Source organism: Variovorax sp. MSC1_012, from assembly GCF_023667525.1.
Taxonomy (GTDB): Bacteria; Pseudomonadota; Gammaproteobacteria; order Burkholderiales; family Burkholderiaceae_C; genus Variovorax; species Variovorax beijingensis_B.
Map to the genome: position 1 here is coordinate 1,113,245 of NZ_CM174443.1, position 25,252 is coordinate 1,138,496.

The following is a 25,252-nucleotide window of genomic DNA, read 5'->3' on the forward strand; positions in this document are numbered from 1 at the left end:
CATCACACCATGACCATCGCCATCAACCCCGTTGCCGCAGACCCGGTCGACCACCTGCTCGAGATCGGACTGAAGGACCTCTGGTACCCGATCTGCCCCTCGCACTTCATCAGGGAGAACCCCGTCTCGCTGCGCCGCCTGGGCCGCAAGATCGCGCTGTGGCGCGACGGCGAAGGCGTGCTGCACGCGCTGGAAGACCGCTGCCCGCACCGCGGCGCGCCGCTGTCGCAGGGCGTCGTGCTGGGCGACCGGCTCTCGTGCCCCTACCACGGCGTGGAGGTGCGCCATGACGGCGTCGTCACGCGCGTGCCCGGCAGCCCGGGCTGCAAGCTCGAAGGCTCGCAGGCCACGCGGCACTTCCATGTGCAGGAGCGTGCGGGCGCCGTCTTCCTCTACAACGGGAAGAAATCGGTCGACGTGCCGCCGCCGCTGGTGCTGCCCGAGCAGCTCACGGACGATGCCGAGTATTCGAGCTTCCTTTGCTACACCGAATGGAAGGGCGACTACCGCTACGTGCTCGACAACGTGATGGACCCGATGCACGGCACCTACCTGCACAAGCAGTCGCATTCGATGGCCGAGGGCGATTCGACGGCCAAGTTCGGCATCCGCCAGACCGACACCGGCTTCGTCTTCGAGAAGGAAGGCCAGCGCAACGTCAACTTCGACTGGACCGAATGGGCCGACACCGGCATCCACTGGATGCGGCTGGAAATTCCGTACCCGAAGACCGGCGGCCCCGGCGGCAACTTCATCATCATCGGCGCCTTCTCTCCGATCGTGAAGGGCATGACGGCCACCTTCTTCTGGCGTGTGCGCAAGCTGCCGCCGGGCTGGGAGCGCGACACCTGGCGCTTCCTCTACAAGAACCGCCTCGAGGCGCGCCACTGGCACGTGCTCGAGCAGGACCGCGTGATGCTCGAAGAGATGGAGCCCGACGCCAACCAGCACGAGAACCTGTACCAGCACGACCTGGGCATCGTGCGCCTGCGCCGCCACATGCGCAACCTGGCGCAAGCACAGCTCGCGGAACCTGCCGCGGCCACGGCCTGATCCATAGAAAGCCTTGCCATGTCTTCCCCCACGCTGAACGCCCTGGTGCACACGATGCGCTACGAGGCCGACGGCATCGTCAGTGTCGAGTTCCGGCCGGCTTCGTCCGACACGGAGTTTCCCGCCTTCGAGGCCGGCTCCCACATCGACCTGCACCTGCCCAACGGGCTGGTGCGCAGCTACTCGCTGTGCAACCCGGCGAGCGACCGGCAGCGCTACGTGGTTGGCGTGCTCAACGACCGCAAGAGCCGCGGCGGCTCGCGCTACGTGCACCAGCAGCTGCGCGTGGGCATGACACTGCCGATCTCGGCGCCGCGCAACAACTTCAAGCTCGAAGAGGGCGCGGACCATTCGGTGCTGGTGGCAGGCGGCATCGGCGTGACGCCCATCTGGTGCATGCTGCAGCGGCTCGCGGCCCTGGGCAAGCCGGTGGAACTGGTCTACTGCGCGCGCGCGCGCAAGGAGGCCGCCTTCTGCGATGCGATCGAAGCCCTCGCGCGCGAGCGAGCGGTACCGATCACCTGGCACTTCGACGACGAGAAGGGCGCGCCGCCCGACCTGGCCGCGCTGCTGGCCGGCAAGGGCGCCGCGAGCCACTACTACTGCTGCGGTCCCACGCCGATGCTCGATGCCTTCGAGAAGAGCTGCGAGACGCTGGGCTATGCCAATGCCCACATCGAGCGCTTTGCCGCGGTGCACGTGGAGGCACCGAGCGCCACGCAGGGCTGCGTGGTCGAGTGCGCGAAGAGCGGCAGGAGCGTCGAGGTGCCGCCCGGCAAGTCGATCCTCGACAGCCTGATCGATGCCGGCCTGAACCCCGACCACAGCTGCAAGGAAGGCGTCTGCGGCGCTTGCGAAACAGCCGTGCTCGAAGGCGAGATCGACCACCACGACGGCATCCTCACCAAGATCGAACGCGCGTCCAACAAGACCATGATGATCTGCGTCTCTCGCTGCAAGGGCGAGCGGCTGGTGCTCGACATCTGAGATTCCCCCACCAAGCAAGAAAGCGAAGAGAGAGACATCCCATGAAAAAGTACGTGTTCGCGCTGGCTTCGGCCGGCGCGGCTGGCGCAGCGCTGGCCCAATCTTCCGTCACGCTGTTCGGCGTGGTCGACGCGGCCGTCACCCACACGCGCGGCAGCGGCGACGGATCGGCCCACAAGACGCAGCTGACCAACAGCGGCAACATGTTCAGCCGCATCGGCTTTCGCGGAACCGAGGACCTGGGCGGCGGCCTCTCGGCGGGCTTCTGGCTCGAGGCCGGCCTGCAGAACGACAGCGGCTCGGGCTTTCCCTCGAACACGAACAACCAGGCCAGCGGCAACGGCACGCCGGGCGTGCTGAGCTTCAACCGCCGCTCGACGCTGAGCCTCGCGGGCCCGTTCGGCGAAGTGCGCCTGGGCCGCGACTACGTACCGGCCTTCTGGAACACGGCGATCTTCGATCCGTTCGGAACCGGCGGCGGCATCGGCGCCAACCAGATCTATTTCTCGGGCCTTGGCGGCCTGCCCGCGCCCACCGGCACGCGCGCGTCGAACAGCATCGGCTACTTCCTGCCGGGCAACCTGGGCGGCTTCTACGGACAGGCCATGTACGCCATGGGCGAGAACGACTCGACCTCGGTGCTGCCGGGCACTCTGCGCTCGAACCGCCGCGACGGCAGCCACGTGGGCTTTCGCTTCGGCTACCTGCAGGGCGGCTTCAACATAGCGCTGGCCACCGGCAAGACGCGCTACGCGAGCGGCGACCTTCGCGTGACCAACCTCGGCGCTTCCTACACCTTCGGCCCCTCGCTGATGAGCCTGAAGCTCACGGGCGAGCTCTACACCGAGTCGAAGGGAAGCACCGACGGCAAGGGCGCGCTGATCGGCTTCCAGCTGCCGGTCGGCCCGGGCGAGATCAAGGGTTCGTATGCGCGCTACCGGCTCGAGCCTGCCGGTGCCGCAGTGAAGCCGACCACGTCGAAGTTCGCGATCGGCTACGTGCACAACCTCTCGAAGCGCACCGCGCTGTACGCCACCTTCGCGCGCATCGGCAACCGCAACGGCGCGGCACAAGCACTCGCAGGCGCCATCACCATGCCGAACCGCGCCTCCAGCGGCACGGAGTTCGGCATGCGCCACATCTTCTAGGGCCTGTTTGCACATTCGGTGTGGCTGTGGGGTCACACCGAATGCGTTCCGCTTTTCCGTTTGGTGCAGCGCGCGCCGCATGAAGAAAGAACCATCTTCGTAGTGCCTTGCGCGCGTGTGTTCGATGACTCCATTTGTCGTATGGCGCGCGAACATTTTGAGAGGGAAAAGTTCCGTGCTTCGTTGACGCTGTCATCTTCGATCAGCTAAAAATGTGCGCACTTCCAAGGAGGGAGAGCGCACGTGAAGCTACCCACAACAGCTACAAGAGAACTTGCCGTAGCGGCCGCCCCTTCAATCGCCGCCGCGGCGCATGAAGCCGCAGCGCCGGCGCGCTTGCGCTAAGCCCACCGCCCAGGCATCCAGCCCTGCCCGGCATTCCATCGCCCTCGCACTCGACGGGAATGGAACCCATCACTCCCCGCATCCTGGGACCGCCCGCATCGATTGCGCTGCGGTCCGATGCGGCGCATTCGCGCCGCGCCGGCTGAAAAAAAGGCATTGCCGTGTCGTGTTTCCTGGCGAACCTCTGGTTCGGCGGGAGGGCGCGGTGCTGCCCGTTCGATGTGTTGTTCATCCATTCCTGCGCGCGTCCGCGCACTGCCGGCTACCCGCCGGCGCAAGCGGGGCGGCGCTTGTTGTCCTTACCAAGAGGCGATCATCATGAAGAAACTTGCCAAGCCAGTCGTCGGCCATCTTGCCATCACCGCCGTGACCCTTGCCGTGCTCGCGGCATGCGGTGGCGGAGGGGGCGGCGGCGACGCTTCCCTGGGCGGCGCCGGGCTGAGCGCGTCCGCGCCCTCGCTCGACAGCCCTGCCTCGTCCCCGGCGCCCAACGACGGACCTGCGCTCGCGCCCGAGTCGTCGGTGGCTCAGGTCGACCGCTCCGTGAAGCCGATGGAGCTGCCCGACACCGTCTGGCCCATCAACTACAAGCTGTGGTTCAGGCCCGACGCGGCGCTGAAGACCTTCGTGGGACGCGGCGACGTGGAGATCGAGGTGCTCAAGCCGGTCGATGCCATCGTGGTTGCCGCGCACGACCTCAAGTTTGCGAATGGCCGCACCACCTTGCGCAAGCTGTCGAATCCTTCGGAGGTGATTGCGCTGGTGCCCACGCCGCAGACGCTGGGCGACTTCGTCCAGCTGCGGCGCAACGACGGACAGATCGCCAAGGGCAAGTACCTGCTGCACATGGAGTGGGACGGCAAGATCCAGTTCTCCGATGCGGAGTACTGCCCGCCCGACGAGATGGCGCGCAATCCGTTCTGCTCGGCCGCAACCGGCATCTTCAAGGTGGGACTTTCCACGCCCGAGGGCGTGAGCAGCGATGCGATCGTGACGCAGGGCGAAACCAACTTTGCGCGGCAGTGGTTCCCGGGCTGGGACGAGCCGGCCTTCCGCCACACCTTCGAGATCTCCGCCGAGGTGCCGGGCGACTGGCAGACCGTGTCGAACGCCGCGCAGAAGTCGGCCGTCAAGCTGCCCGACGGCTACCAGCAGGTGGCGTTCGAGAAGACGCCTTCGATGCCGATGTATCTCGCGTTCTTCGGGGGCGGCAAGTTCGACATTCTCTCGGACACCTTCAAGAACCCGCTCGACGGCAGCGAGATGCCGCTGCGCTGGTTCACGCCGCCGGGCCGCTCCACCTGGGCCACCTTTGCGATGGAGTGGACCAAGGTGGCGATGGACTACTACTACAACTACACCGGCATTCCACTGCCGTTCAAGAAGTTCGACACCGTGGCGGCCAACGACAGCTACGACAACAAGCCCAACACCGGCTTCGGCGGCATGGAGAACTGGGGTTCCATCTTCGAGTTTGCCGACCGCGTGCTGACCAAGCCGGGCGACACGCCCACGCTGTATTCGGTGACGGTGGTGACGCACGAGATCGCGCACCAGTGGTTCGGCGACCTCGTCACGCTCGACTGGTGGGACAACGTGTGGCTCAACGAATCGTTCGCGCGCTGGTTCGACCGCCGCACCACGATCAAATTCCACCCGAACTACTACAGCTTCTCCGACTATGTGCTGGACAAGCACGCCGTGATCGTGGCCGACCTGAAGGACACGGCGGTGCCGGTGCAGCGCAACCTCAACGACGCGGGTTCGTTCGGCTTCATCAGCCCGTCGATCTTCGTCTACAACAAGGGCAGCCATGTGCTGGAGATGGTGCAGAACTACATCGGCGAGGAGGCGATGCAGAAGGGCCTGCAGATCTACCTGAAGGACTATGCGTTCGGCAACGCCACGCCGTCGCGGCTGTGGACCTCCATCGAGAAGGCGAGCGGCGGCAAGAAGGTGGCGGACATCGGCGACAGCTTCATCCGCCAGACCGGCGTGCCGCTGCTGACGGTGGATGCGCAATGCGCGGGCGACCGCACCTACGTGTCGATCAGCCAGGAGTCGTTCCCGAACCAGAACGCCTATCCGGCCTCGGCATGGACCATTCCCGTGACGCTGGCCTACGGCGATGCGATGGAGCAGCGCAAGACTTTCGTCATGGCCACCAGCACCACGCAGCTGGATCTTCCAGGCTGCACCGCGGTGCTGGCCGGGCCCACGGGGCAGGACTACTACGTGAGCAACTACAGCACCCAGTCGTGGAGCGACCTGCTGGCCAAGGCGCAGAACTTTGCCGACAACAAGCCGCTCCTGCTCAACATCGAGCGCGACGCGTTCCGCCTGCTGTCGGTGGGGCGCATCACGCAGGGGCAGTACGACCAGATCAAGGGCGTTCTCAACCTGCCGACGACGCTGCTCGCGAAGACCGAGGCAAGCCAGCAGAAGATGATGGCGCAGGAGGCCGGTGGCAAGGAAGACTATCCGCACGCGCTGCGCTACCAGGGCAGCATGAAGCTGCGCGGCAACGAGAAGCGCTGAGGACGGAGCATCATGAAAAAGTCACTCAACTGCCTTGCGGCCGGGCTGTCGTCGCTGCTGTTGCTGGCCGGCTGCGGCCCGCGCGGCGAGCCCGAGGCGCAGCTGGTCGGCGTCTATGCCGTGAAGAAGAACGGCGCGTTGCGCGAACTGGTCAAGATCGAGCGCCAGGGCGGCCGCTACATCATGCGCGACAAGGTGCGCACTCCCGAGTGGAGCGAACCGAAGATGCAGATGCAGCCGGTGACGCGCGAGCGCTGGAACCGGATCACCACCGACAGCGAGAACACCGCCTTCGTCGGCGTGTCGAGCGACCAGCTCGCGATCTTCAAGGTGCCGCCGGGGTGGCAGAAGAACAGCTTCAAGACGGAGACCGGCTACTTCCTGTTCTATTCGCAGGGGCCGGTGGAAGCCCACAAGCTGTGATGCCCCGCTAGCGCCAGGACGAGGGCACGGGTCATTCGCAGCGTGCCCCGTGCACAGGGCATCGGGTGCTCCCCGCAGCGAAATCAAGGAGGAGGCCGCAGGCCGGGGGACATTCGCGGAGGGGAGTACCCGTTGGCCTGTGCACGCGCCCTGAAAAGCAGCGTCCTGAACTACAACGCAGGACTACTTGAACCCGGCGCCACGATCGCACCTTCAATGCGATGACGCTGAAGCGCGTCGGCGACAAAGCCACTCGCCTTCATCTCCTCGACAAAGGCAGACAGCAGCGCCTGCGCCTCGGAACCGCGGCTCGCGGGCGTGCCCATGGCCTGCTGGATCACCATGAAGCGGCCGGGCAGCACGTGCACACCCGGCTCGCGCCGTGCCTCGGCCTCGAGCAGTTGGCGAATGCCGGCGGCCACCTCGACCGCGCCTGAACGCAGCGCAGCCAACGCGGCGGCCGCGCCCTGGAGCCGGACGATCTCGGCCTGCTCGATCTCGCGCGTGAGGAACAGGTCGTAGGCGCTGCCCGCGCCGACCGAGATGCGGTGGCCCTTGGCATCGACCTGCGTGTTGTCGGTGAGCGGCGACGATTCGCGCACGAGGTAGCTGCCTTCGATCAGCACATAAGGCGCGGTGAACAGCAGCCCTTCGCTGCGCGCCGGATCGATCGCGAAGAAGCCGATGTCGGCCTTCTCGTTCCTTACCGCGTCGACCGAGGCCGCCGCCTTCTCGAACACCACGAGCTCGATGCCCACGCCAAGCCTGCGCGCGAACTCGCGCGCGAGATCGATCGACACGCCCACCGGTTCGCCGGTGGCCGCATCCTTGTTCGCGAGGATCGGATTGCCGAGGTTGATGGATGCGCGCAGCATGCCGCCGGGCGCGAAGGCGGAGACAAGGGCGGGGGCAACGGCTTGGTTCATGGCGTGCATCGTCCGGGAAAGATGATGGGCGCCAGTTTACTGAGCCGTTGTTTCAGCGCGCCGTCAGCGGCTCCAGCCCCGTCTTCGCAATGGTCGGCGCCGCTTCGGGCGAGTTGAGATAGCGGATCAGCTGGCGCGCCGCATCGGGCTGCCTGGACGCCGTGGCAATGCCCGCCGAGAACACCGTCACGCGCTGCACTTCCGCGGGCAGCGGCCCGATGTAGTCGATGCCCGCGATCGGCAGCAGCTCACTCACCTGCTGCAGCCCCAGCGCCGCGTCGCCGCGTGCCACCACGGTGCCCACGCGCTCGCTGAGGATGCGCTTGCTCTTGGGCAAGACCCGCTCCTCGATGCCGAGCTTCTTGAGCAGTTCGGTCTCGTAGTAGGTGCCGCTGGCGCTGGCCGAATAGGCGATGGACGGCGCCGCCAGCAAGGTGCGCTTGAGCGCATCGACCGTCGAGATGTCGGGCTTGGGCGCGCCCTTGCGCACCGCAAAGCCGATCGACGAGCGCACCAGGTCGACCTGGCTGCCCGGCACCACCTTGCCTTGGGCCACCAGCGCATCGAGCGCGGGCCGCGCGAGGATCACCACGTCGGCCGGCTCGTTGCGCGAGAGCCGGCTTGGAATGGAATCTTCGGCATTGCCCATGGAGGCGCCATACGCGGTCTTGACCGTGCGGCCGCTGCTGCGTTCGAAGCCGGGGCGCAGCTCGTTGTACGCGGCCGTGAAACCGCCCGAGGTCATCACGTGGATGTCGCCGGCCGCGGGCGGCCGGCTGCCGAGGCTGCCGCATGCGGCAAGAACGGACGCTGCGGCCAGCAGGCTGGCGCGGCGGGTCAGGCGGTTGAGCGAGAAGGGATGGGTCTTCATGGTGTTGTCTCCTGATGAATTTCCCTCGATCGTAGGCAGCGAGGCTGTCAATCCGCCTTCAGTGTTTTCGGGGTAAACACCAAGGCAGCGGTCCGGCTGGCAGAATTTGGGCGGGCGGCACTGCTGCTTTTCACACCCATGACCTACCTTCGCAGCGTGCTCTTCGAAAGCGGCTCCATCAGCTGCCAGCTGGCCACGCTGGAGACGGCCGAGCCCGGCTGGAGCCCGCCTTATCGCGTGCAGGGGCCTCGCCTGCTGCTGCCGCTGAGCCAGCGCTTCGAATGCCGGCTGGGTGCGGACGCCTTCGTCTGCGATCCCGCGGCTGCGCTGTGGCTGTCGCCCGATGGGCCCTACCAGTTGAAGCACCCGATGGCGGGCCAGCGGAGCGTGGTGCTCACGCTCGCCGAAGACCTGGCGCCAGCGGGCAGGGAGTACCTGCCGCTGGGCAGCCAGCTGCTGCTGCGCAGATGCCTGCAGGCGCATGCGTTGCAGGCGATCGATGCGCTCGAGGTGCAGGAGCACCTGGCCGGCCTGGTCCAGAGCGTGCGGCCGGCCGGTCGGCCGGCACCGCCCAGGGTCCACCGCGCGGTCGAGCGCGCCCGCGACTACATCGCCGCGGCGCCGGAGCGCAGGGACACGCTCGACGAGATCGCGAAGGCGGTCCACTGCTCGGCATTCCACCTGGCGCGCCGCTTCCGCATGCACACGGGAACGAGCCTGCATGGCCTGCGCAACCAGCTGCGCATGACGCTCGCGCTCGATCGCCTGCGCGAAGGCGAGCGCAGCATCAGCGCGCTTGCGGCGGACCTGGGCTTTGCAAGCCATGCGCACTTCACGGTGGCCTTCCGGCGCGCTTTTGGCATGGCGCCGAGCCAGATGCGCACGAATCTGGAAGCGCGCCACCTGCATTGACCGAACACTGCGGGCTTCGCATTCAACGGAGCCTGCAGATGACGGTCAATGTGCGCCTTTCAGCCGGCCTGGCCGCCGGCGTGGCCTCGGCGCTGATCGCGGGCATCTGGCAGGTGGCCACGCGCCACTCGACTACCAGCACGATCGCTCCGCCCGACCTGGCGATCCTGCGCTACGGCATACCGGCGATCGTGCTCCTGCCTGTGTGGCTGCGCGTGGGCCTGTTGCCTCGCGGGGTGCCCTTCAGGTGGCTGATCGGAATGGTGCTTGGCGCCGGGCTGCCTTTCGGGCTGGTAGCGATGACCGGCACAAGGTTCGCTCCTTCGGCGCACATGGGTGTCTTCATGGCGGGCGCATGCCCGCTCTTTGCCGCGGGCCTGGCCTGGATGTTCTGGCGCGAACGCCCGGACCGCGCGCGGGCGCTCGGGTTGGTGTTCCTTGCTGCCGGCATCGGCATCCTGGGGGCGGGCAGCTTTCGCGGCGTCGATGCGGGCGCCTGGCGCGGCGATCTGCTCTTTCTCCTCGCGGCCGCGCTGTGGGCCGGCTTCACGCTGTCGTTCAGGCGCGCGGGACTTGGCGCATGGCAGGGCGCGGCGGTCATCAGCGCATGGTCGGCGATCCTGCTCGTGCCATGGCTGCTGTGGCGGGGCGGAACGGGCCTCGTCGATGCGCCGCTGCGAGACGTGCTGTGGCAGGCGTTGATGCAGGGCGCGGTCGCGGGCTTGCTGGGGCTGTGGATCTTCGGCGCGGCCGTCGCGCGTCTTGGCGCGTCGCAGGCGGCCGCGTTCGGAGGGCTGGCACCCGTTTTCTCCGCAGTGGGCGGATGGTGGTGGCTGGCCGAGCCCGTCACGGGCGTCGACCGGATCGCCATTGCCAGCGCCGTGATCGGCGTGACGCTGGCCAGCGGTGCCTGCACGCGCGGTGTGCGCGTGGAATCAACCGCGGGGTAGATCGAACTCGCGCAGCATCACCGGCTCGATCGAGCCCTGCGCCACCCGTCGGCGCACGGCCGCTTCGAGCTGGTCCGCGTACTGCGCGTAGATTTCCAGCGGGTCGTCGCCCTGCGCACCGGGGCGGAAGCGATAGCGCAGGACGTCCTTGCTGATGCTCGCGCCCATGTGTTGGCCATCGATGAGCACCCAGAAGCGGACCGTGCCGGAGGCCTCGTGGAAGAAGGGTGGATCGACGGGGTCCGTCCCGGAAAGAGGCTGTTCAGACATGGAATGTGTTCCGGTAGGAGGAGCCTCAGGATACGCTTCATCGAGTACCCCTTCTCTCCGGCGCCCGGGCAGTGGCTGTTGGCCCTGGCTCCTGTTGTCCTACACAGGCGCATACTCCGTCCAGCATGCGCCTGAGCCAATTCATCAAAGACAACATCGAACCCATCCTCGTCGAGTGGGAATCCTTTGCACGAACGATGATCCCGCCGGCGGAGACCATGTCCGTTGTCGAGCTGCGGGACCATGCGCATGAAATCCTGCTGGCCATTGCCGGCGAAATGGAATCGGCCCAGTCGGAAAAGGAGCGCGAGGCAAAGTCCAAGGGACTCGCGCTGCCGTTCCTCAAGGAGACTTTTGCCGCCGAACATGGAGGCCTGCGCCAGCGGGTGGGCTTCGACCTCTCCCAGTTGGGCGCCGAATACCGCGCGCTGCGGGCCACGGTCCTTCGTTTGTGGATGGGGCAGGTCGGCACGGTCGATGCCGTGGTCCTGGAAGAAGTGATGCGCTTCAACGAAGGCATCGACCAGGGCCTTGCCGAGGCCATGGCCACCTATTCGGACCATGTGGCCAATTCCAGGGACACCTTCCTGGCCGTGCTGGGACACGACCTGCGAAACCCGTTGAGCGCGCTCAGCTCCTGCATTCATCTTCTCGAGCTGGCAGGCGATGCCAAGCCCAAGGAGCGCACGCTCCAGATCGCCAGGCGAAGTATTGCGTCGATCAACGACATGGTCACCGACCTGCTCGAGTACACGCGCACCCGGCTCGGCCGCGGCATCGAGGTGGTTCCGCAGGAAGGCGACCTGAGCGCCCTGTGCCAGGAGGCGTTCGACGAGGTTTGCGCGGCCTATCCCAAGCGGGAGCTCGTCGCCGAGCTTCCGGCCGATGTGGTGCTGATGTTCGATGCGCCCAGAATGCGCCAGGTCCTCACCAACCTGCTGAGCAACGCTGTGCAGCATGGAGACCCCGTCCATCCCGTGGCGCTGGCGATCCGGGACGAGGGGGTGCACGTGACCCTGATCGTCAAGAACCAGGGAAGGCCGATTCCTCCCGATTCGATGCAGGTCATCTTCAACCCGCTGGTGCAGGTTGCGACACGCGAATCGGCGCCGCACGAGCGGCCCGCCACGAGCCTGGGCCTCGGCCTCTACATCGCGCGGGAGATCGTGACGGGGCACGGCGGCACCATCACGGTGACCTCGTCCGCGGCGGAAGGCACGGCATTCACCGTTCATCTGCCCCGCAGCGGCAAGTAGGCGACCCAGCCCGGCGGGTGATGCCGGTGCCCGCGTGCATGGGCAACAATCAGCCGCATGAAGCTCGTTTTCATCTACGGCCCGGTCGCCTCGGGCAAGCTGACCATTGCAAGGGAATTGGGGCGCCTCACCGGTCTTGCGGTTTTCCACAACCACCTCGTCGTCGATGCGGTGGCCTCGGTGTTTCCGTTCGGCACGCAGCAGTTCGTGCAGCTGCGCGAGAGGATGTGGCTCGACATGATGCGCGAAGCTGCGCAGGCGAAGCGCTCGCTGATCTTCACCTTCGCGCCTGAACCATCGGTGGCAGAAGGCTTCCCGCAGCGGGCCGTTGCCGCGGTGGAAGCCGCGGGCGGCAGCACGGACTTCGTGCAATTGCGCGTTCCGGTGGCCGAGCAGGAACAGCGGCTGGTGGCGCCGGGCCGGGCCGAGTTCGGAAAGCTTCGGTCGCTGGAGCTGTTGCGGCAGATGCAGGCGCAGTTCACCGCGTCCGAACGCGACATGCCGCAGGCGCAGGTCGTTGTCGATACCTCGGCGGTGCAGCCGCCGGCCGCTGCGCGCGCCATTGCCGACGCGCTGGGATTGCCGGCGATCTAGCGAAGCCGCGAAGCCAGGCGCCGCGCAGCTATCCATTGCATAGCGCCGGCGACTGGACCGGCCCGCCATGAAGACTTTGGACTACAAGCCGGATTTCCGGCCGCGTCTAGCTTGGCCTTGTCGAAACATCAACAAGGAGATTTCGATGAAGCTGACACAACGTATTGCACCGACCCTGGTGGCGGTTCTCATGGGCGCCTGCATGGCCCCGCTCGCATTGGCTGCGGGTGGCGGTGCCGGCGGTGGTGGTGGGGGCGGGGGCGGGGGCGGCAGCAGTGCCGGCTCTGGCGTGGGTGCGGGCGCAGGCGGCAGCGGCGCGGGCGCGGCCAGCGGCTCCAATGCCTCGGACAACGCAGCCACTCCGGCGACACCCGCCACGCCGGCAACACCAGCCACGGCCACTTCGCCCGCGACGCCAGCAACACCTGCGACACCGGCAACGCCATCGCCGCAGTCTTCTTCCTCCACATCGTCCTCGATGTCTGCCACGCCCGCGACGCCGGCCGTGCCGGGCTCCAAGGCCGACGGCACCACGACGACGCCTGCGGTGCCTGCAACGCCGGCAACGAAGAGATAGGGAACGGGCGAGCTGCCCGCTGAGGCTCGATCAGGCCAGTTGGCCGCTGGCCAGTGCCGCCGCGGCAGCGCGCGTCTCGACGCCCAGCTTCTCGAAGATGTGCTCGAGGTGCTTGTTGACCGTGCGCGGGCTGGTGCCGAGGATCTCGCCGATGTCGCGGTTGGTCTTGCCCTTGGCAAGCCATGAGAGCACCTCGGTCTCGCGCGGCGTGAGTGCCGCTTCGGCCAGCCGCGCCGACGGCGTGCCCGCGGCCCCTTCGCGCTGCGCCGCGAACAGCAGCATGGTCTCGCCGAGCGCTGCGGCGCCGAGGTTGCGCACCGAAATGCGTGCGCCTGCCGCCGTGGCCACTGCAATGGCCGCGCCGGGCGCAAGCGCGGGTTCGAGCGAGGCGGGCAGCAACCCGGCCGCCGGCGGCGCATCGAGCGCCTGAAGCCACAGCGCGGCTTGCGGCGAGCGCCATGCGATGCGCCCGCGCGCATCGACGAAGACCACGCCCATGCCGGCCACGTCGACCGCGTCGCGCGCCATGCGCGTGATGCGTGCGTTGCGCGTGTGCGTGTGCAGCCGCGCGAGCACCTCCTGCGCGCGGATCGGCTTCACCACGTAGTCGACGCCACCGCATTCGAAGCCCTCGACCACGTGCGCGGTTTCCGAAAGGCCGGTCATGAACAGCACCGGAATGTGCGCGAGCGCCGCATTGGCCTTGATGCGCCGGCAGGTCTCGAAGCCCGACAGGCCGGGCATCAGGCCGTCGAGCAGGATCGCGTCGGGCACCACCAGTTCGAGGCGCTGCAGCGCAGCCTCGCCGTCGGCCGCGACCAGCACGGTGTAGCCGCTGGATTCGAGCGTGTCGCACAGCATGCCGAGGCTGCTGGGGGCGTCGTCCACCACCAGCACCACGGGGCGTTCGGTTTCATCAGGGGGCGAGAGTGTCTGCATCTTGTTCTGCGAGTGCCTTGCGGAGCTTGTCGAGTTCGAATCGGGTGACCATGCCGCGCAGCCAGGTGCAGGTGGCCGCAGCCGGCGGGGACGCGGCGGCGAGGCGGTCGAGCACCTGGTGCAGGCCGCGCATGTGGCCCATCTGCACCAGCCGCATCAGCTCGGCGCGGTCGTCTTCCGAGAGCGCGAGCTGCACCGGCCGCGGCGCCGTGTCGACGGTGGGCGGCATCGCGTCGTTCGACGCCAGCCATTCGAGGCCGAGGTGGCGCTCCAGCGTGGCGATCAGCTGCGACTCGATGACCGGCTTGCCCACGAAGGCCTGGCAGCCCGCGGCGCGCAGCAGCTCGCCCTGGTTCTCGAACATGTTGGCCGAGACGATGATGATCGGCAGGCGGTCGAAGCCCGAGGCGCGCACCAGCGCCGCGGTCTGCCAGCCGTCCATGTCGTCCATGGTGAGGTCCAGCAGGATGGCGGAAGGCAGGTTTTCGCGCAGGCTGTCGAGGCACTCGGTGCCGCTCGCGGCCTCGCGCACTTCGAAGCCCAGCGGCACGAGCATGCCGGCGAGCATCTGGCGCTGCACCGGCTGGTCGTCGACCACCAGCAGCGTGCGGCGTGCGCCGATGTAGCCCGACACCGGCCGGCGTGTCTCTGCCTGCGGGCCGGGGTCGGCCACTTCGCGCAGGTACACCCGCACGCTGAAGGTGCTGCCCGCGGGCGACGTGGCGGCCAGCGCCAGCTCGCCGCCCATCAGCGATGTGAGCAGGCCCGTGATGGTGAGGCCCAGGCCCGTGCCGGGCTCGCCGCGCCGGCGCCCGGCGGCCCCGCGCTCGAAAGGAAGAAAGATGCGCTGGTGGTCCTGCGGCGCCACGCCGATGCCGGTGTCGACCACGTCGAAGCGCAGCACCTCGCGCCGCGCATCCACGTGCAGCGTGACCGTGCCGCTGTCGGTGAAGCGCACCGCGTTGGCCAGCAGATTGATGAGGATCTGGCGCAGCCGCTTGGCATCGGCATGCACCCATGGCGGCAGCCGGCCGCTGTGGGTGTACACGAAGGCAAGGCCCTTGTTCTCGGCCTGCGGCCGCACCATGTGCACCACCTCGTCCAGAAAGGCGGGCAGCGCGAGCGGCGCGGGCTCCAGCTGCAGGCGGCCGGCCTCGATGCGCGCCAGGTCTAGCAGGCCGTCGATCAGCCCGAGCATGTGCTCGCCGCTGCGCTGGATGGTCTGCACCGCTTCGCGCGGCGGCGCCACGGCCTCGCCCTTGAGCAGGATCTGCGAGTAGCCCAGAATGCTGTTGAGCGGCGTGCGCAGTTCGTGCGTCATGCCGGCCACGTAGCGGGTCTTGGCCTGGTTGGCCGCCTCGGCGGCCTCCTTCGCGGTCTGCAGCGCGGCGTCGGTGCGCTGGTGCGCCTCGATCTCGACGGTGAGCAGGTGGTTGTGGCGGTTCGATTCCTCCTGCGCCATCTGCCGGCTCTCGCTGCCCAGCACGATCCACCAGGCGGCCACCGCCGCCACCAGCGACAGCAGCGCGAACACCTTGAGGAAGGCGCTGCGCAGAGCCGGGTCCACCGCATCGGCGCCCACGATGGCCTCCTGCGCATACACCACGCCCATCACCGTGGCCAGCAGCGCCACCAGCGAAGTGGCCACCATCAGGTAGTGCGCCACGCGAAAATTGAGCCGGCCCGACAGCGCGGGTGGCAGCAGCGCCTGGAGCCAGCCGCTCATCTGCTCGGCCGCGCGGGAGTCGGTCTTGCAGCGGTCGTGGCAGCGCGATTCGAGCGTGCAGCACAGCGAGCAGATCGGCGCGCTGTAGGCCGGGCAGTGCGCCATGTCCTCGGACTCGAAGCTGTTGTCGCACACCGAGCATTTCACGATCTGCCCGGGCGTCCAGCGGCGGATGTCGCTGCGCGCGAGGTAGTAGCGCCCGCGCGTGCGCCAGGCCAGCAGCGGCGAGACCACCAGCGCCGTTGCCAGCGCGATGAAGGGCGAGAACGCGCGCGCCCACTGGCCCAGCAGGCCGGAGTACGCCAGCATGGCGAGCGCGGCCGCCACCAGCATCGCACCCAGGCCGATCGGATTGATGTCGTACAGGTGCGCGCGCTTGAACTCGATGGTGCGCGGGCTCCAGCCCAGCGGCTTGTTGATGACCAGGTCGGCCACCAGCGCGCCGACCCAGGCGATGGCGATGTTGCTGTAGAAGCCCAGCACGTGCTCGAGCGCCGCGAACACGCCCAGCGTCATCAGCAGGATCGCGATCACCACGTTGAACACCAGCCACACCACGCGCCCCGGGTGGCTGTGCGTGAGCCGCGCGAAGAAGTTCGACCACGCCAGCGAGCCCGCATAGGCGTTGGTGAGATTGATCTTCATCTGCGAGACGACCACGAACAGCGTGGTGATCGCCAGCACCCAGGCCGGATCGCGCAGCACGTACGAAAAGCCCGTGAGGTACATCAGCGTGGGCTCGACCGCGTGTCTCGCCGGAATCTCGTGCTGGAGCGCCAGAAAGGCCAGGAAGGCGCCGCCCATCATCTTGAGCATGCCCGGCACGATCCAGCCCGGCCCCGCCACCAGCACCGCGGCCCACCAGCGGCCCCGGTTGGCGGCCGTCTTCTCGGGCAGGAAGCGCAGGTAGTCGACCTGCTCGCCGATCTGCACCACCAGCGAGAAGGCCACCGTGGCGGCGGCGCCGAACATCAGCGGATCGAAGCTGCTGCTGTCGGAGCTTCGGCCCACCAGGCCGGTGAAGTCGGCATACAGCTCGGGCTTCTTCACCAGCACCGCGATGAAGGGGCACACGAACAGCACGATCCAGATCGGCTGCGTCCACAGCTGCAGGCCCGAGATGAGCGTGATGCCACGCATCACCAGCGGCACGATCACGATCGACGACAGCAGGTAGAGCAGTGGCAGTGGCCAGTCGAGGTACAGCTGCAGCGCCAGCGCGAGGATGGCCGCCTCCAGCGCGAAGAAGATGAAGGTGAAGCTCGCGTAGATCAGCGAGGTGAGGGTGGAGCCCAGGTAGCCGAAGCCCGCGCCGCGCGTGAGCAGGTCCATGTCCACGCCATGCCGGGCCGCGTAGTAGGAGATCGGCAGGCCGGTGAGGAAGGTGATGAGCCCCACCACCAGAATGGCCCACAGCGCATTCGAGAAGCCGTAGCTCAGCGCAATGGCGCCGCCGATGGCCTCCAGCGCCAGGAACGAGGTGGCGCCGAAGGCCGCGTTGGCGACGCGGAACTCCGACCACTTGCGAAAGCTGCGCGGCGTGTAGCGCAGCGCGTAGTCTTCCAGCGTTTCGTTCGCGACCCACGCGTTGTAGTCGCGGCGGATGCGGAAGATCTTCTGGCCGGTGACGGGTTGCATGGTGGGGTCTGGCGGCGAGGGCGGCGGTGGCATGGCAGGCAGACACAGCAAGAAGCGCTCCCTGCGTGCGGCCCGCATGTGCACGGCTTGCGAGTCTGGCTGCTGCAGGCGTCCTGGCCGCTACGTTGAATGACGTATTCGCGCCGGCACAACTGATTTCTAAAGTACCAGCCATGGTGCTCGGGCACCGTCCGATGCACTGCGATGGTGCGCGGCTCACCCTTCCAACAACCTGCCTGGAGTTTCCCGATGTCGCGTGATTCAGAAGATCTTTCCCTCGATGCCCTGGCATTGCGCCGCCGCCGTTTGCTGCAGGGCGCCGCCGCGCTGCCCGTGATGGGCCTCTCCGGCCTGAGCTTCGGCCAGTCGCAGTTCCCCACGGCCAAGGTCAACACCACCAAGCTCGCGGTGACCGACACCGAAGTGACGGTGGGCCAGCTGCACTCCTCCTCCGGCACCATGGCCATTTCGGAGACCGGCTCGATCCAGGCCGAGCAGCTCGCGATCGACCAGATCAACGCGATGGGCGGCATCCTCGGGCGCAAGATCAAGGTCATCAAGGAAGACGGCGCCTCCGACTGGCCGACCTTTGCCGAGAAGTCGAAGAAGCTGCTGGTCAACGACCATTGCGCCGCGGTCTTCGGCTGCTGGACCAGCGCCTCGCGCAAGGCCGTGCTGCCGGTGTTCGAGAAGGAGAACGGCCTCCTGTACTACCCGACCTTCTACGAAGGCCTGGAGCAGAGCAAGAACGTGATCTACACGGGCCAGGAAGCCACGCAGCAGATCATCTGGGGCCTGGACTGGGGCGCGAAGGAGAAGAAGGCCAAGACCTTCTTCCTGGTGGGCTCCGACTACATCTGGCCGCGCACCTCGATGAAGATCGCGCGCAAGCACATCGAGAACTTCCAGAAGGGTTCGGTCAAGGGCGAGGAGTACTACCCGCTGGGCCACACCAACTTCAACTCGCTGATCAACAAGATCAAGGTGGCCAAGCCCGACTGCATCTTCGCGGCCGTGGTGGGCGGCTCGAACGTGGCCTTCTACAAGCAGCTCAAGGCCGCGGGCATCACGGGCGACAAGCAGTTCCTGCTGACGCTGGCCGTCACTGAAGACGAGATGACCGGCGTGGGCGGCGAGAACTTTGCGGGTTTCTATTCGTCGATGAAGTACTTCCAGTCGCTCGACAACGAGAACAACAAGAAGTTCGTGGCCGCCTTCAAGGCCAAGTACGGCAAGGACGCGGTGATCGGCGACGTCACGCAGGCCGGCTACCTCGGCCCGTGGCTCTGGAAGGCGGCGGTGGAGAAGGCCGGCAGCTTCGACGTGGACAAGGTGGTGGCCGGCTCGCCGGGCATCGAGCTGAAGACCGCGCCTGAAGGTTACGTGAAGCTGGATGCGAACCACCACCTGTGGAGCAAGGCGCGCATCGGGCAGGGCCAGTTGGACGGGACGTTCAAGGTGGTGGCGGAGTCGAGCGAATTGATCAAACCGGATCCGTTCCCCAAAGGCTACCAATAACCCTGTCTTGCTCCCTCCCCTTCCGGGGGAGGGCTGGGGTGGGGGCTCGGCGGCGGTTGACGACGCGCTGTGCCTGCAAGTGCCGCCGAGCCCCCATCCCCGCCTTCCCCAGAGGGGGAAGGAGCCAACCCCAACATCCAAATCCGGAATCCGTGCCATGACTCTGTCGGACATGATGAACATCGGCCTCATGCAGGGCTTCGCGGGGCTGAGCCTGTTCGCGGTGCTGCTGCTGATGGGCCTCGGGCTCGCGATCATCTTCGGCCAGATGGGCGTGATCAACATGGCGCATGGCGAGTTCATGACCATCGGCGCCTATTCGATCTACCTGGCCGCGCGCGTCACCGAAAGCCTCGCGCCCGCGTTCATGCCGTACTACTTTCCGATCGCGATCGGCCTGGCCTTCGTGTTCGCATTCATCGTCGGCTGGATCGTGGAGTGGGTGCTGATCCGCCATCTCTACAAGCGTCCGCTCGACACGCTGCTCGCCACCTGGGGCGTGAGCCTGGGCCTGCAGCAGATCTTTCGCACCTTCATCGGCCCGAAGGAAGTGAGCCCCACGCTGCCCGAGTGGCTCATGGGCTCGTGGACCCCGCATGAAGGCCTGGACATTCCGATCAACGGCCTGTTCGTGCTGGCGCTCACCGCGCTGGTCACCGGCGGCGTGCTGGTCGCGCTGCACAGGAGCCGCTGGGGCCTGCGCGTGCGCGCCACCGTGGCCAACCGCACCATGGCCAACGCCACCGGCATCGACACCATGAAGACCGACCGCCTGACCTTCGCGATCGGCTGCGGCATTGCCGGCGTGGCGGGCGCGGCCTTCACCACCATCGGCTCGACCGGGCCGACCTCGGGCTCGCTCTACATCGTCGACGCCTTCCTGGTCGTCACCTTCGGCGGCGCCGCCAGCCTGCTGGGCACCGTGGTCTCGGCCTTCGGCATTGCGCAGACCCAGTCGATTTCGGAGTTCTTCATGACCGGCTCGATGGCCAAGGTGCTGACGCTCTCGCTCATCGTGCTGATTCTGATGATGCGTCCGCAAGGGCTCTTCGCCGTCAAGGTCCGCCGCTGATGAATCCGAACCCTTCCTGGAGAACGTTCCGATGATGAATTTCATCAAGGCCTCGATCCTGCGCTACCAGCTCGGCAGCCTCCTGCTGCTGGTGCTGCTGCTGGCGGTCGTGCTGCCGCTGTCGCTCGACATCTTCCGCCTCAACCTCGTGGGCAAGTACCTCAGCTATGCCTTCGTGGCCGTGGGCCTCGTCATGGTGTGGGGCTACGGCGGCGTGCTGAGCCTGGGGCAGGGCGTGTTCTTCGGCATCGGCGGCTATGCGATGGCGATGTTCCTCAAGCTCGAAGCCTCCGACCCCGTCACGACAAAGATCCAGTCGACGCCCGGTATTCCGGACTTCATGGACTGGAACCAGATCACCGAGCTGCCCGCGCTGTGGCTGCCGTTCAAGAGCCTGCCGCTGAGCCTGGCGCTGGTGGTGCTGGCGCCGATGGCGCTGGCCTGGCTGGTGAGCTTTGCGATGTTCAAGCGCCGCGTGGGCGGCGTGTACTTTGCGATCATCACGCAGGCGGTGGCGCTGATCTGCACCGTGCTCATCATCGGCCAGCAGGGCTACACGGGCGGCGTCAACGGCATGACCGACCTGAAGACGATGCTGGGCTGGGACACGCGCACCGATGGCGCCAAGTACGTTCTCTACTATGTTTGCGTCGGCCTGCTGATCTGCAGCATCGTGCTGTGCCGCTGGATCCAGACCAGCAAGCTCGGCACGCTGCTGCTCGCCATGCGCGACAAGGAAGACCGCGTGCGCTTCTCGGGTTACGACGTGTCGAACTTCAAGGTTTTCATCTTCTGCCTTGCGGCCGGCCTTTCGGGCATTGGCGGTGCGATGTTCGCGCTGCAGGTGGGCTTCATGTCGCCGAGCTTCGTGGGCATCGTGCCGTCGATCGAGATGGTGATTTTCTGCGCCGTGGGCGGCCGCATGAGCCTGGTGGGCGCGGTGTACGGCGCGCTGCTGGTGAATGCGGGCAAGACGCTGTTCTCGGAGAGCTTTCCGGACCTGTGGCTGTTCCTGATGGCCGGCCTCTTCATCGGCGTGACCATGGCCTTCCCGATGGGGCTTGCGGGCCTGTGGGATGAAAAGATCCGGCCATGGTGGAAGGAGCGCCGCAAGGCGCTGCGCGAAGCCGCGGTACAGCCACCGGCCTCCACGCCGCTGCCGCCCGCCGCACCGGCATCGGCTGCGGCGCCCGAACCCCAACTGCCCGACGGTGTCGGCAGCCAGCGCGCCTGAAGAACACCGGAGCCACCACCTCATGAGCAACACCGACTTCGCGCTGGCCGTGGAAGACCTTAGCGTCTCGTTCGACGGCTTCAAGGCCATCGACGACCTCACGCTCTACATCGACAAAAATGAGCTGCGCGTGATCATCGGCCCCAACGGCGCGGGCAAGACCACGCTGCTCGACCTGATCTGCGGCAAGACGAAGGCAAGCGCCGGCAGCATCAAGTTCAAGAACACCGAGCTCACGAAGATGGCCGAGCACAAGCGCGTGCGGCTGGGCATCGGCCGCAAGTTCCAGACGCCGTCGATCTACGAGAACCTGAGCGTGTTCCAGAACCTGGAGGTGTCGTTCCCCAAGGGCCGCTCGGTGCTCGGCGCGTTGGCGTTCAAGTGCGACGACGAGGTCAAGGCCAAGGTACAGGCGGTGGCCGAAGACATCGGCCTGGCCGACAGGCTGCGTACCGAGGCGGGCCTGTTGAGCCATGGCCAGAAGCAATGGCTGGAGATCGGCATGCTGCTGATGCAGGAGCCCGAGCTGCTGATGCTCGACGAGCCCATTGCCGGCATGAGCGCACGTGAACGCGAACTCACGGCCGAGCTGCTCAAGCGCATCTGCCAGAACCGCGCGGTGATCGTCATCGAGCACGACATGGCGTTCGTGAAGCAGATCGCGCACAAGGTCACGGTGATGCACCAAGGAAAGATCCTGGCCGAGGGGCCGATGGAGAAGGTGCAGGCGGATCCGAAGGTCATCGATGTTTATCTGGGGCACTGATGACTTGCTGTTCGATTCATCGCGTCGTGGTTGAAGTGCACTCTTCAGGGCGCGCTCCCGCCGACGGGGTACACGGCGAAGCGAATGTCCCCCGCCCTTCGGGCTCCTCCTTTATTTCGCTGCGCAAGGCACCCCATCGACGTGATCGTCATGCGCAGCGGTCGTTGATCGGCCAGCACCACAGCCGCGCCCATCGTGCACAGGGCATCGGGTGCTTCCCGCAGCGAAATCAAGGAGGAGGGCGAAGCCCGGGGGACATTCGCGGAGGGAAGTACCCGGTGGCCTGTGCACACGCCCTGAACACGAGCATCAAAGGAGCCACCCAATGAGCAACATCATGCTGAAGGTAGAAGACCTGCACGTAGCCTACGGCCAGAGCGAGGCCCTGCATGGCATCTCCTTCGACGGGCATGCCAACGAAACAATCGCCATCATGGGCCGCAACGGCATGGGCAAGACCACGCTGTTCAAGAGTCTCATGGGCGTGCTGCCGCTGAAGAGTGGGCGCATCGAGGTGGCGGGACAGGACGTGTCGCGCGACGAGAGCTTCAGACGCGTCGCCAAGGGCATTGCCTACGTGCCGCAGGGCCGCATGATCTTTCCGACCCTCACGGTCGAAGAGAACATCCAGACCGGCCTGGAGAACTCGAAGACGAAGCGCATTCCCGAAGAGATCTACGCGCTGTTCCCCGTGCTCTGGGACATGAAGCGCCGCAAGGGCGGCAACCTCTCCGGCGGCCAGCAGCAGCAGCTCGCCATTGCGCGCGCCCTCGTCACCGACCCTAAGGTGCTGCTGCTCGACGAGCCCACCGAAGGAATCCAGCCTTCGATCATCAAGGACATCGCCAAGGCGCTCAACGAGATCCGCAAGCTGCGCGGCATCACCATCGTCGTGTCCGAGCAGGTGCTGAGCTTCGCGCTCGACGTCGCCGACCGGCTCTTCGTGATCGAAGGCGGCCGGCTCGTGCACGAAACGGCGCGCGACAAGACCGATGTCGATCACATCAAAGCCTATCTCTCCGTTTAACCACAACCCAACCAGGAGCCACTGCAAATGACGGACACGCTGATCAAGGTCGACCTGACCAAGCCGCCCACCGAGAACGAGATGATCCACAACCGCTGGCATCCGGACATTCCGATGGCCTGCTGGGTCAACCCGGGCGACGACTTCATCCTCGAGACCTTCGACTGGACCGGCGGCTTCATCAAGAACAACGACAGCGCCGACGACGTGCGCGACATCGACCTGAGCACCGTGCACTACCTCTCGGGCCCCGTGGGCGTGAAGGGCGCCGAGCCTGGCGACCTGCTGGTGGTCGACCTGCTCGACATCGGCGCCAAGCAGGACAGCCTCTGGGGCTTCAACGGCTTCTTCTCGAAGAAGAACGGCGGCGGCTTCCTGACCGACCACTTCCCCGAAGCGCAGAAATCCATCTGGGACTTCAAGGGCATGTTCACCAGCTCGCGCCACGTGCCGGGCGTGAACTTCGCGGGCCTGATCCACCCCGGCCTGATCGGCTGCCTGCCCGACAAGCCGATGCTCGACATGTGGAACGAGCGCGAGGGCAAGCTCATCGCCACCGACCCGGACCGCGTGCCCGGCCTGGCCAATCCGCCGTTCGCCGGCACCGCCCACATGGGCAAGATGACCGGCGAGGCGCGCGCCAGGGCGGCGGCCGAAGGTGCGCGCACCGTGCCGCCGCGCGAGCACGGCGGCAACTGCGACATCAAGGACCTGTCGCGCGGCTCGAAGGTGTTCTTTCCGGTGTACGTCGACGGCGCAGGCCTCAGCGTGGGCGACCTGCACTTCAGCCAGGGCGACGGCGAGATCACCTTCTGCGGCGCCATCGAGATGGCCGGCTGGGTGCACATGAAGGTCACGCTCATCAAGGGCGGCATGGCCAAGTACGGTATCAGGAACCCGATCTTCAAGCCGAGCGTGATCACGCCGCAGTACAACGACTACCTGATCTTCGAAGGCATCTCGGTCGACGAGGCCGGCAAGCAGTACTACCTGGATGTGAACGTGGCCTACCGCCAGGCCTGCCTGAACGCCATCGAGTACCTGAAGAAGTTCGGCTATTCGGGCGCGCAGGCCTACTCGATCCTGGGCACGGCACCTGTGCAGGGCCACATCAGCGGCGTGGTCGACGTGCCCAACTCCTGCGCCACGCTCTGGCTGCCCACGCAGATCTTCGACTTCGACATCAACCCGAACGCAGCGGGCCCGGTGAAGATGATCGACGGCAGCATCGACATGCCGCTGTCGCACGACCTGGCCTGACGGACGCGCCCATGCCCACCTACGACTACGCCTGCGGCCAGTGCGGCGGCTTCGAGGCGCTGCGGCCTTCAGGGCAGCGCGACGATCCCGCCGCGTGCCCCGACTGCGGCTGCGCATCGCCGCGCGTGCTTTCGGCCGCGCCGCGGCTCGCGCTGATGGCCTCTGGCACGCGCCGCGCGATGGAGACCAACGAGCGCGCCCGGCACGAACCGGGCAGCTCGCGCGACTACGCGCGCTTCAAGCATCCGGCGGGCTGCGGCTGCTGCTCGGGTTCATCGTCGCGGCGCAGTGCGACGGTCACGGGGGCGAACGGCGCCAAGTCGGCGCCGTCGAAGCGACCCTGGATGATTTCGCACTAATGCCGAGCTAATGATTTGCGGCGAGCAACGGCTCGGCGCCGGCCCGATTGTTTCAATCCCGTGAACGCCGCGATTCCGTTTGCGGCGGTTTTTTGGGGGGCTTCAGGATCACACTTCATTTCACCAACCAACCCATTAGGAGATTGAAATGAATGCCTCGAAAGTCCTCGCTGCTGCTGCCCTCTCGCTCCTGGCTGTCGCCGGTGCGCATGCAGAAACCTACGAAGGTGTGCTGACCGTGAACTCGGGTGTCTCGCGCGCCGAAGTCGCGCCGCAAGCCGTTGCCGCCGCCCGCGCCGGCAACGAATACGGTGACGGTGCCAGCGCCGGCGCACAAGCCTTCACCTCGACCGCCGACCGCGCAGTGATCCAGGCCGAAGCCGTTGCCAAGGCGCATGACCCGCTCGCAAGCCTCGACCGCCGCGCGTTCTACCGCGACGAAGTGCCGCAAGCCTACAAGAAGCCCAGCGTGTCGTTCACGCGCCAGGCCGGCCTCTGAGCAGCAGCTGTCCCTTGATCGGCGCAATGAAGAACGGGCCCTCGACGGGGCCCGCTTTTTGTTTTCCCGCGCCGCTCACCCGATCCTGAATACCTTGGCCCGGCCGTTGCACAGGGCGCGCAGCTCGTCGCCCTCGATCTCGATGTGCGTCCAGGTGGCGAACACGCCATCGCCGTCCGACAGTTCGATGCTGTCGGCAGACAGCGCGCAGTAGCGGAATATGGGGGCGCAGGCGGGTCCGTCCCTTTCTCCGAGGACCGCGGCGACGGTGCCGCCCGGATCGAAGCGATAGCTCTCGATCGCCGTTTCGGAAACCAGCGCCAGGCGGCGCGCGGTGGGCACGGGTGGTTTCATCGGCGCTCCC

General features: G+C 66.7%; 24 protein-coding genes. 18 read left to right on the forward strand and 6 right to left on the reverse strand.

The genetic code is table 11. From position 1 onward, the window contains the following. Positions 1-9: 9 nt before the first annotated feature. The 5 genes from L1081_RS05150 to L1081_RS05170 all read left to right on the forward strand — a co-directional run bounded on the left by L1081_RS05150 (position 10) and on the right by L1081_RS05170 (position 6,494). Positions 10-1,053, forward strand: a complete 1,044-nt coding sequence (locus L1081_RS05150; protein WP_489415491.1) for a Rieske 2Fe-2S domain-containing protein — start codon at positions 10-12, stop codon at positions 1,051-1,053. 18 nt (positions 1,054-1,071) lie between these two features. Beyond that, a complete protein-coding gene (locus tag L1081_RS05155) occupies positions 1,072-2,040 on the forward strand; it encodes a 2Fe-2S iron-sulfur cluster-binding protein (RefSeq protein ID WP_489415492.1) in 969 nt (322 codons plus the stop codon). Between the two features lie 41 nt (positions 2,041-2,081). After that, positions 2,082-3,188 (forward strand): porin, encoded by a 1,107-nt coding sequence (locus L1081_RS05160; protein ID WP_489415493.1) that lies wholly within the window; start codon positions 2,082-2,084, stop codon positions 3,186-3,188. Positions 3,189-3,851: 663 nt separating this feature from the next. Next, the gene (locus L1081_RS05165; RefSeq protein WP_489415494.1) at positions 3,852-6,071 is read left to right on the forward strand and encodes a M1 family aminopeptidase; all 2,220 of its coding nucleotides are present in this window, start codon (positions 3,852-3,854) and stop codon (positions 6,069-6,071) included. A 12-nt stretch (positions 6,072-6,083) separates the two neighbouring features. After that, entirely contained in the window at positions 6,084-6,494 is a 411-nt protein-coding gene (locus L1081_RS05170) for a hypothetical protein (RefSeq protein WP_489415495.1), read from the forward strand. A gap of 170 nt (positions 6,495-6,664) precedes the next feature. On the opposite strand, the gene L1081_RS05175 is transcribed toward L1081_RS05170, so the two are convergent. Continuing rightward, a complete protein-coding gene (locus L1081_RS05175) occupies positions 6,665-7,420 on the reverse strand; it encodes a transporter substrate-binding domain-containing protein (RefSeq protein ID WP_489415496.1) in 756 nt (251 codons plus the stop codon). A 52-nt stretch (positions 7,421-7,472) separates the two neighbouring features. Then, the gene (locus L1081_RS05180) at positions 7,473-8,291 is read right to left on the reverse strand and encodes a substrate-binding domain-containing protein (protein WP_489415497.1); all 819 of its coding nucleotides are present in this window, start codon (positions 8,289-8,291) and stop codon (positions 7,473-7,475) included. A gap of 138 nt (positions 8,292-8,429) precedes the next feature. On the opposite strand from L1081_RS05180, the gene L1081_RS05185 reads away from it, so the two are divergent. Continuing rightward, entirely contained in the window at positions 8,430-9,203 is a 774-nt protein-coding gene (locus tag L1081_RS05185; protein WP_489415498.1) for a helix-turn-helix domain-containing protein, read from the forward strand. Between the two features lie 38 nt (positions 9,204-9,241). After that, on the forward strand, positions 9,242-10,153 hold the full coding sequence (locus L1081_RS05190; RefSeq protein WP_489415499.1) for an EamA family transporter: 912 nt from the start codon (positions 9,242-9,244) through the stop codon (positions 10,151-10,153). On the opposite strand, the gene L1081_RS05195 is transcribed toward L1081_RS05190, so the two are convergent. After that, positions 10,139-10,423 (reverse strand): DUF1488 family protein, encoded by a 285-nt coding sequence (locus L1081_RS05195; protein WP_489415500.1) that lies wholly within the window; start codon positions 10,421-10,423, stop codon positions 10,139-10,141. The genes L1081_RS05190 and L1081_RS05195 overlap by 15 nt on opposite strands. Positions 10,424-10,548: 125 nt before the next feature. On the opposite strand from L1081_RS05195, the gene L1081_RS05200 reads away from it, so the two are divergent. The 3 genes from L1081_RS05200 (at position 10,549) to L1081_RS05210 (ending at position 12,850) form a co-directional block, all read left to right on the forward strand. Further along, complete coding sequence (locus L1081_RS05200) at positions 10,549-11,679, forward strand: ATP-binding protein (protein ID WP_489415501.1); 1,131 nt, start codon at positions 10,549-10,551, stop codon at positions 11,677-11,679. Between the two features lie 57 nt (positions 11,680-11,736). After that, positions 11,737-12,273, forward strand: a complete 537-nt coding sequence (locus L1081_RS05205; RefSeq protein WP_489415502.1) for a P-loop nucleotide/nucleoside kinase family protein — start codon at positions 11,737-11,739, stop codon at positions 12,271-12,273. Between the two features lie 145 nt (positions 12,274-12,418). Further along, on the forward strand, positions 12,419-12,850 hold the full coding sequence (locus L1081_RS05210) for a hypothetical protein (protein WP_489415503.1): 432 nt from the start codon (positions 12,419-12,421) through the stop codon (positions 12,848-12,850). Positions 12,851-12,880: 30 nt separating this feature from the next. Here the strand turns inward: L1081_RS05210 and L1081_RS05215 are convergent, their stop codons facing one another. Beyond that, positions 12,881-13,789: a response regulator gene (locus L1081_RS05215; RefSeq protein WP_489415504.1), complete on the reverse strand. Its 909-nt coding sequence runs from the start codon at positions 13,787-13,789 to the stop codon at positions 12,881-12,883. Continuing rightward, positions 13,767-17,153, reverse strand: a complete 3,387-nt coding sequence (locus L1081_RS05220) for an ATP-binding protein (protein WP_489415505.1) — start codon at positions 17,151-17,153, stop codon at positions 13,767-13,769. The genes L1081_RS05215 and L1081_RS05220 overlap by 23 nt, the downstream gene beginning before the upstream one ends. A 249-nt stretch (positions 17,154-17,402) precedes the next feature. Between L1081_RS05220 and urtA the strand changes: the two genes are divergently transcribed. From urtA to L1081_RS05260, 8 genes are all read left to right on the forward strand, one after another. Continuing rightward, positions 17,403-18,671: an urea ABC transporter substrate-binding protein gene (gene urtA / locus L1081_RS05225; protein WP_489415506.1), complete on the forward strand. Its 1,269-nt coding sequence runs from the start codon at positions 17,403-17,405 to the stop codon at positions 18,669-18,671. Positions 18,672-18,828: 157 nt separating this feature from the next. After that, a complete protein-coding gene (gene urtB, locus L1081_RS05230) occupies positions 18,829-19,743 on the forward strand; it encodes an urea ABC transporter permease subunit UrtB (RefSeq protein ID WP_489415507.1) in 915 nt (304 codons plus the stop codon). A gap of 34 nt (positions 19,744-19,777) precedes the next feature. Then, complete coding sequence (urtC, locus tag L1081_RS05235; protein ID WP_489416737.1) at positions 19,778-20,977, forward strand: urea ABC transporter permease subunit UrtC; 1,200 nt, start codon at positions 19,778-19,780, stop codon at positions 20,975-20,977. 22 nt (positions 20,978-20,999) lie between these two features. Next, positions 21,000-21,743, forward strand: coding sequence for an urea ABC transporter ATP-binding protein UrtD (gene urtD, locus L1081_RS05240; protein WP_489415508.1), 744 nt, complete (start codon positions 21,000-21,002; stop codon positions 21,741-21,743). A gap of 337 nt (positions 21,744-22,080) precedes the next feature. Next, the gene (urtE, locus tag L1081_RS05245; protein WP_489416738.1) at positions 22,081-22,770 is read left to right on the forward strand and encodes an urea ABC transporter ATP-binding subunit UrtE; all 690 of its coding nucleotides are present in this window, start codon (positions 22,081-22,083) and stop codon (positions 22,768-22,770) included. A gap of 27 nt (positions 22,771-22,797) precedes the next feature. Further along, complete coding sequence (fmdA, locus tag L1081_RS05250; RefSeq protein ID WP_489415509.1) at positions 22,798-24,030, forward strand: formamidase; 1,233 nt, start codon at positions 22,798-22,800, stop codon at positions 24,028-24,030. An 11-nt stretch (positions 24,031-24,041) separates the two neighbouring features. Then, a complete protein-coding gene (locus L1081_RS05255) occupies positions 24,042-24,389 on the forward strand; it encodes an FmdB family zinc ribbon protein (protein ID WP_489415510.1) in 348 nt (115 codons plus the stop codon). Between the two features lie 148 nt (positions 24,390-24,537). Continuing rightward, positions 24,538-24,888, forward strand: coding sequence for an alpha/beta hydrolase (locus tag L1081_RS05260; RefSeq protein ID WP_489415511.1), 351 nt, complete (start codon positions 24,538-24,540; stop codon positions 24,886-24,888). A 75-nt stretch (positions 24,889-24,963) separates the two neighbouring features. Here the strand turns inward: L1081_RS05260 and L1081_RS05265 are convergent, their stop codons facing one another. After that, positions 24,964-25,242, reverse strand: a complete 279-nt coding sequence (locus L1081_RS05265) for a hypothetical protein (RefSeq protein ID WP_489415512.1) — start codon at positions 25,240-25,242, stop codon at positions 24,964-24,966. Between the last annotated feature and the right edge of the window lie 10 nt (positions 25,243-25,252).

Bases quoted from the DNA above. Each gene is read 5' to 3' on its own strand.
- L1081_RS05150 (WP_489415491.1), top strand. From the start codon at position 10: ATGACCATCGCCATCAACCCCGTTGCCGCAGACCCGGTCGACCACCTG.
- L1081_RS05155 (WP_489415492.1), top strand. From the start codon at position 1,072: ATGTCTTCCCCCACGCTGAACGCCCTGGTGCACACGATGCGCTACGAG.
- L1081_RS05160 (WP_489415493.1), top strand. From the start codon at position 2,082: ATGAAAAAGTACGTGTTCGCGCTGGCTTCGGCCGGCGCGGCTGGCGCA.
- L1081_RS05165 (WP_489415494.1), top strand. From the start codon at position 3,852: ATGAAGAAACTTGCCAAGCCAGTCGTCGGCCATCTTGCCATCACCGCC.
- L1081_RS05170 (WP_489415495.1), top strand. From the start codon at position 6,084: ATGAAAAAGTCACTCAACTGCCTTGCGGCCGGGCTGTCGTCGCTGCTG.
- L1081_RS05175 (WP_489415496.1), bottom strand. From the start codon at position 7,420: ATGAACCAAGCCGTTGCCCCCGCCCTTGTCTCCGCCTTCGCGCCCGGC.
- L1081_RS05180 (WP_489415497.1), bottom strand. From the start codon at position 8,291: ATGAAGACCCATCCCTTCTCGCTCAACCGCCTGACCCGCCGCGCCAGC.
- L1081_RS05185 (WP_489415498.1), top strand. From the start codon at position 8,430: ATGACCTACCTTCGCAGCGTGCTCTTCGAAAGCGGCTCCATCAGCTGC.
- L1081_RS05190 (WP_489415499.1), top strand. From the start codon at position 9,242: ATGACGGTCAATGTGCGCCTTTCAGCCGGCCTGGCCGCCGGCGTGGCC.
- L1081_RS05195 (WP_489415500.1), bottom strand. From the start codon at position 10,423: ATGTCTGAACAGCCTCTTTCCGGGACGGACCCCGTCGATCCACCCTTC.
- L1081_RS05200 (WP_489415501.1), top strand. From the start codon at position 10,549: ATGCGCCTGAGCCAATTCATCAAAGACAACATCGAACCCATCCTCGTC.
- L1081_RS05205 (WP_489415502.1), top strand. From the start codon at position 11,737: ATGAAGCTCGTTTTCATCTACGGCCCGGTCGCCTCGGGCAAGCTGACC.
- L1081_RS05210 (WP_489415503.1), top strand. From the start codon at position 12,419: ATGAAGCTGACACAACGTATTGCACCGACCCTGGTGGCGGTTCTCATG.
- L1081_RS05215 (WP_489415504.1), bottom strand. From the start codon at position 13,789: ATGCAGACACTCTCGCCCCCTGATGAAACCGAACGCCCCGTGGTGCTG.
- L1081_RS05220 (WP_489415505.1), bottom strand. From the start codon at position 17,153: ATGCAACCCGTCACCGGCCAGAAGATCTTCCGCATCCGCCGCGACTAC.
- urtA (WP_489415506.1), top strand. From the start codon at position 17,403: ATGTCGCGTGATTCAGAAGATCTTTCCCTCGATGCCCTGGCATTGCGC.
- urtB (WP_489415507.1), top strand. From the start codon at position 18,829: ATGACTCTGTCGGACATGATGAACATCGGCCTCATGCAGGGCTTCGCG.
- urtC (WP_489416737.1), top strand. From the start codon at position 19,778: ATGAATTTCATCAAGGCCTCGATCCTGCGCTACCAGCTCGGCAGCCTC.
- urtD (WP_489415508.1), top strand. From the start codon at position 21,000: ATGAGCAACACCGACTTCGCGCTGGCCGTGGAAGACCTTAGCGTCTCG.
- urtE (WP_489416738.1), top strand. From the start codon at position 22,081: ATGCTGAAGGTAGAAGACCTGCACGTAGCCTACGGCCAGAGCGAGGCC.
- fmdA (WP_489415509.1), top strand. From the start codon at position 22,798: ATGACGGACACGCTGATCAAGGTCGACCTGACCAAGCCGCCCACCGAG.
- L1081_RS05255 (WP_489415510.1), top strand. From the start codon at position 24,042: ATGCCCACCTACGACTACGCCTGCGGCCAGTGCGGCGGCTTCGAGGCG.
- L1081_RS05260 (WP_489415511.1), top strand. From the start codon at position 24,538: ATGAATGCCTCGAAAGTCCTCGCTGCTGCTGCCCTCTCGCTCCTGGCT.
- L1081_RS05265 (WP_489415512.1), bottom strand. From the start codon at position 25,242: ATGAAACCACCCGTGCCCACCGCGCGCCGCCTGGCGCTGGTTTCCGAA.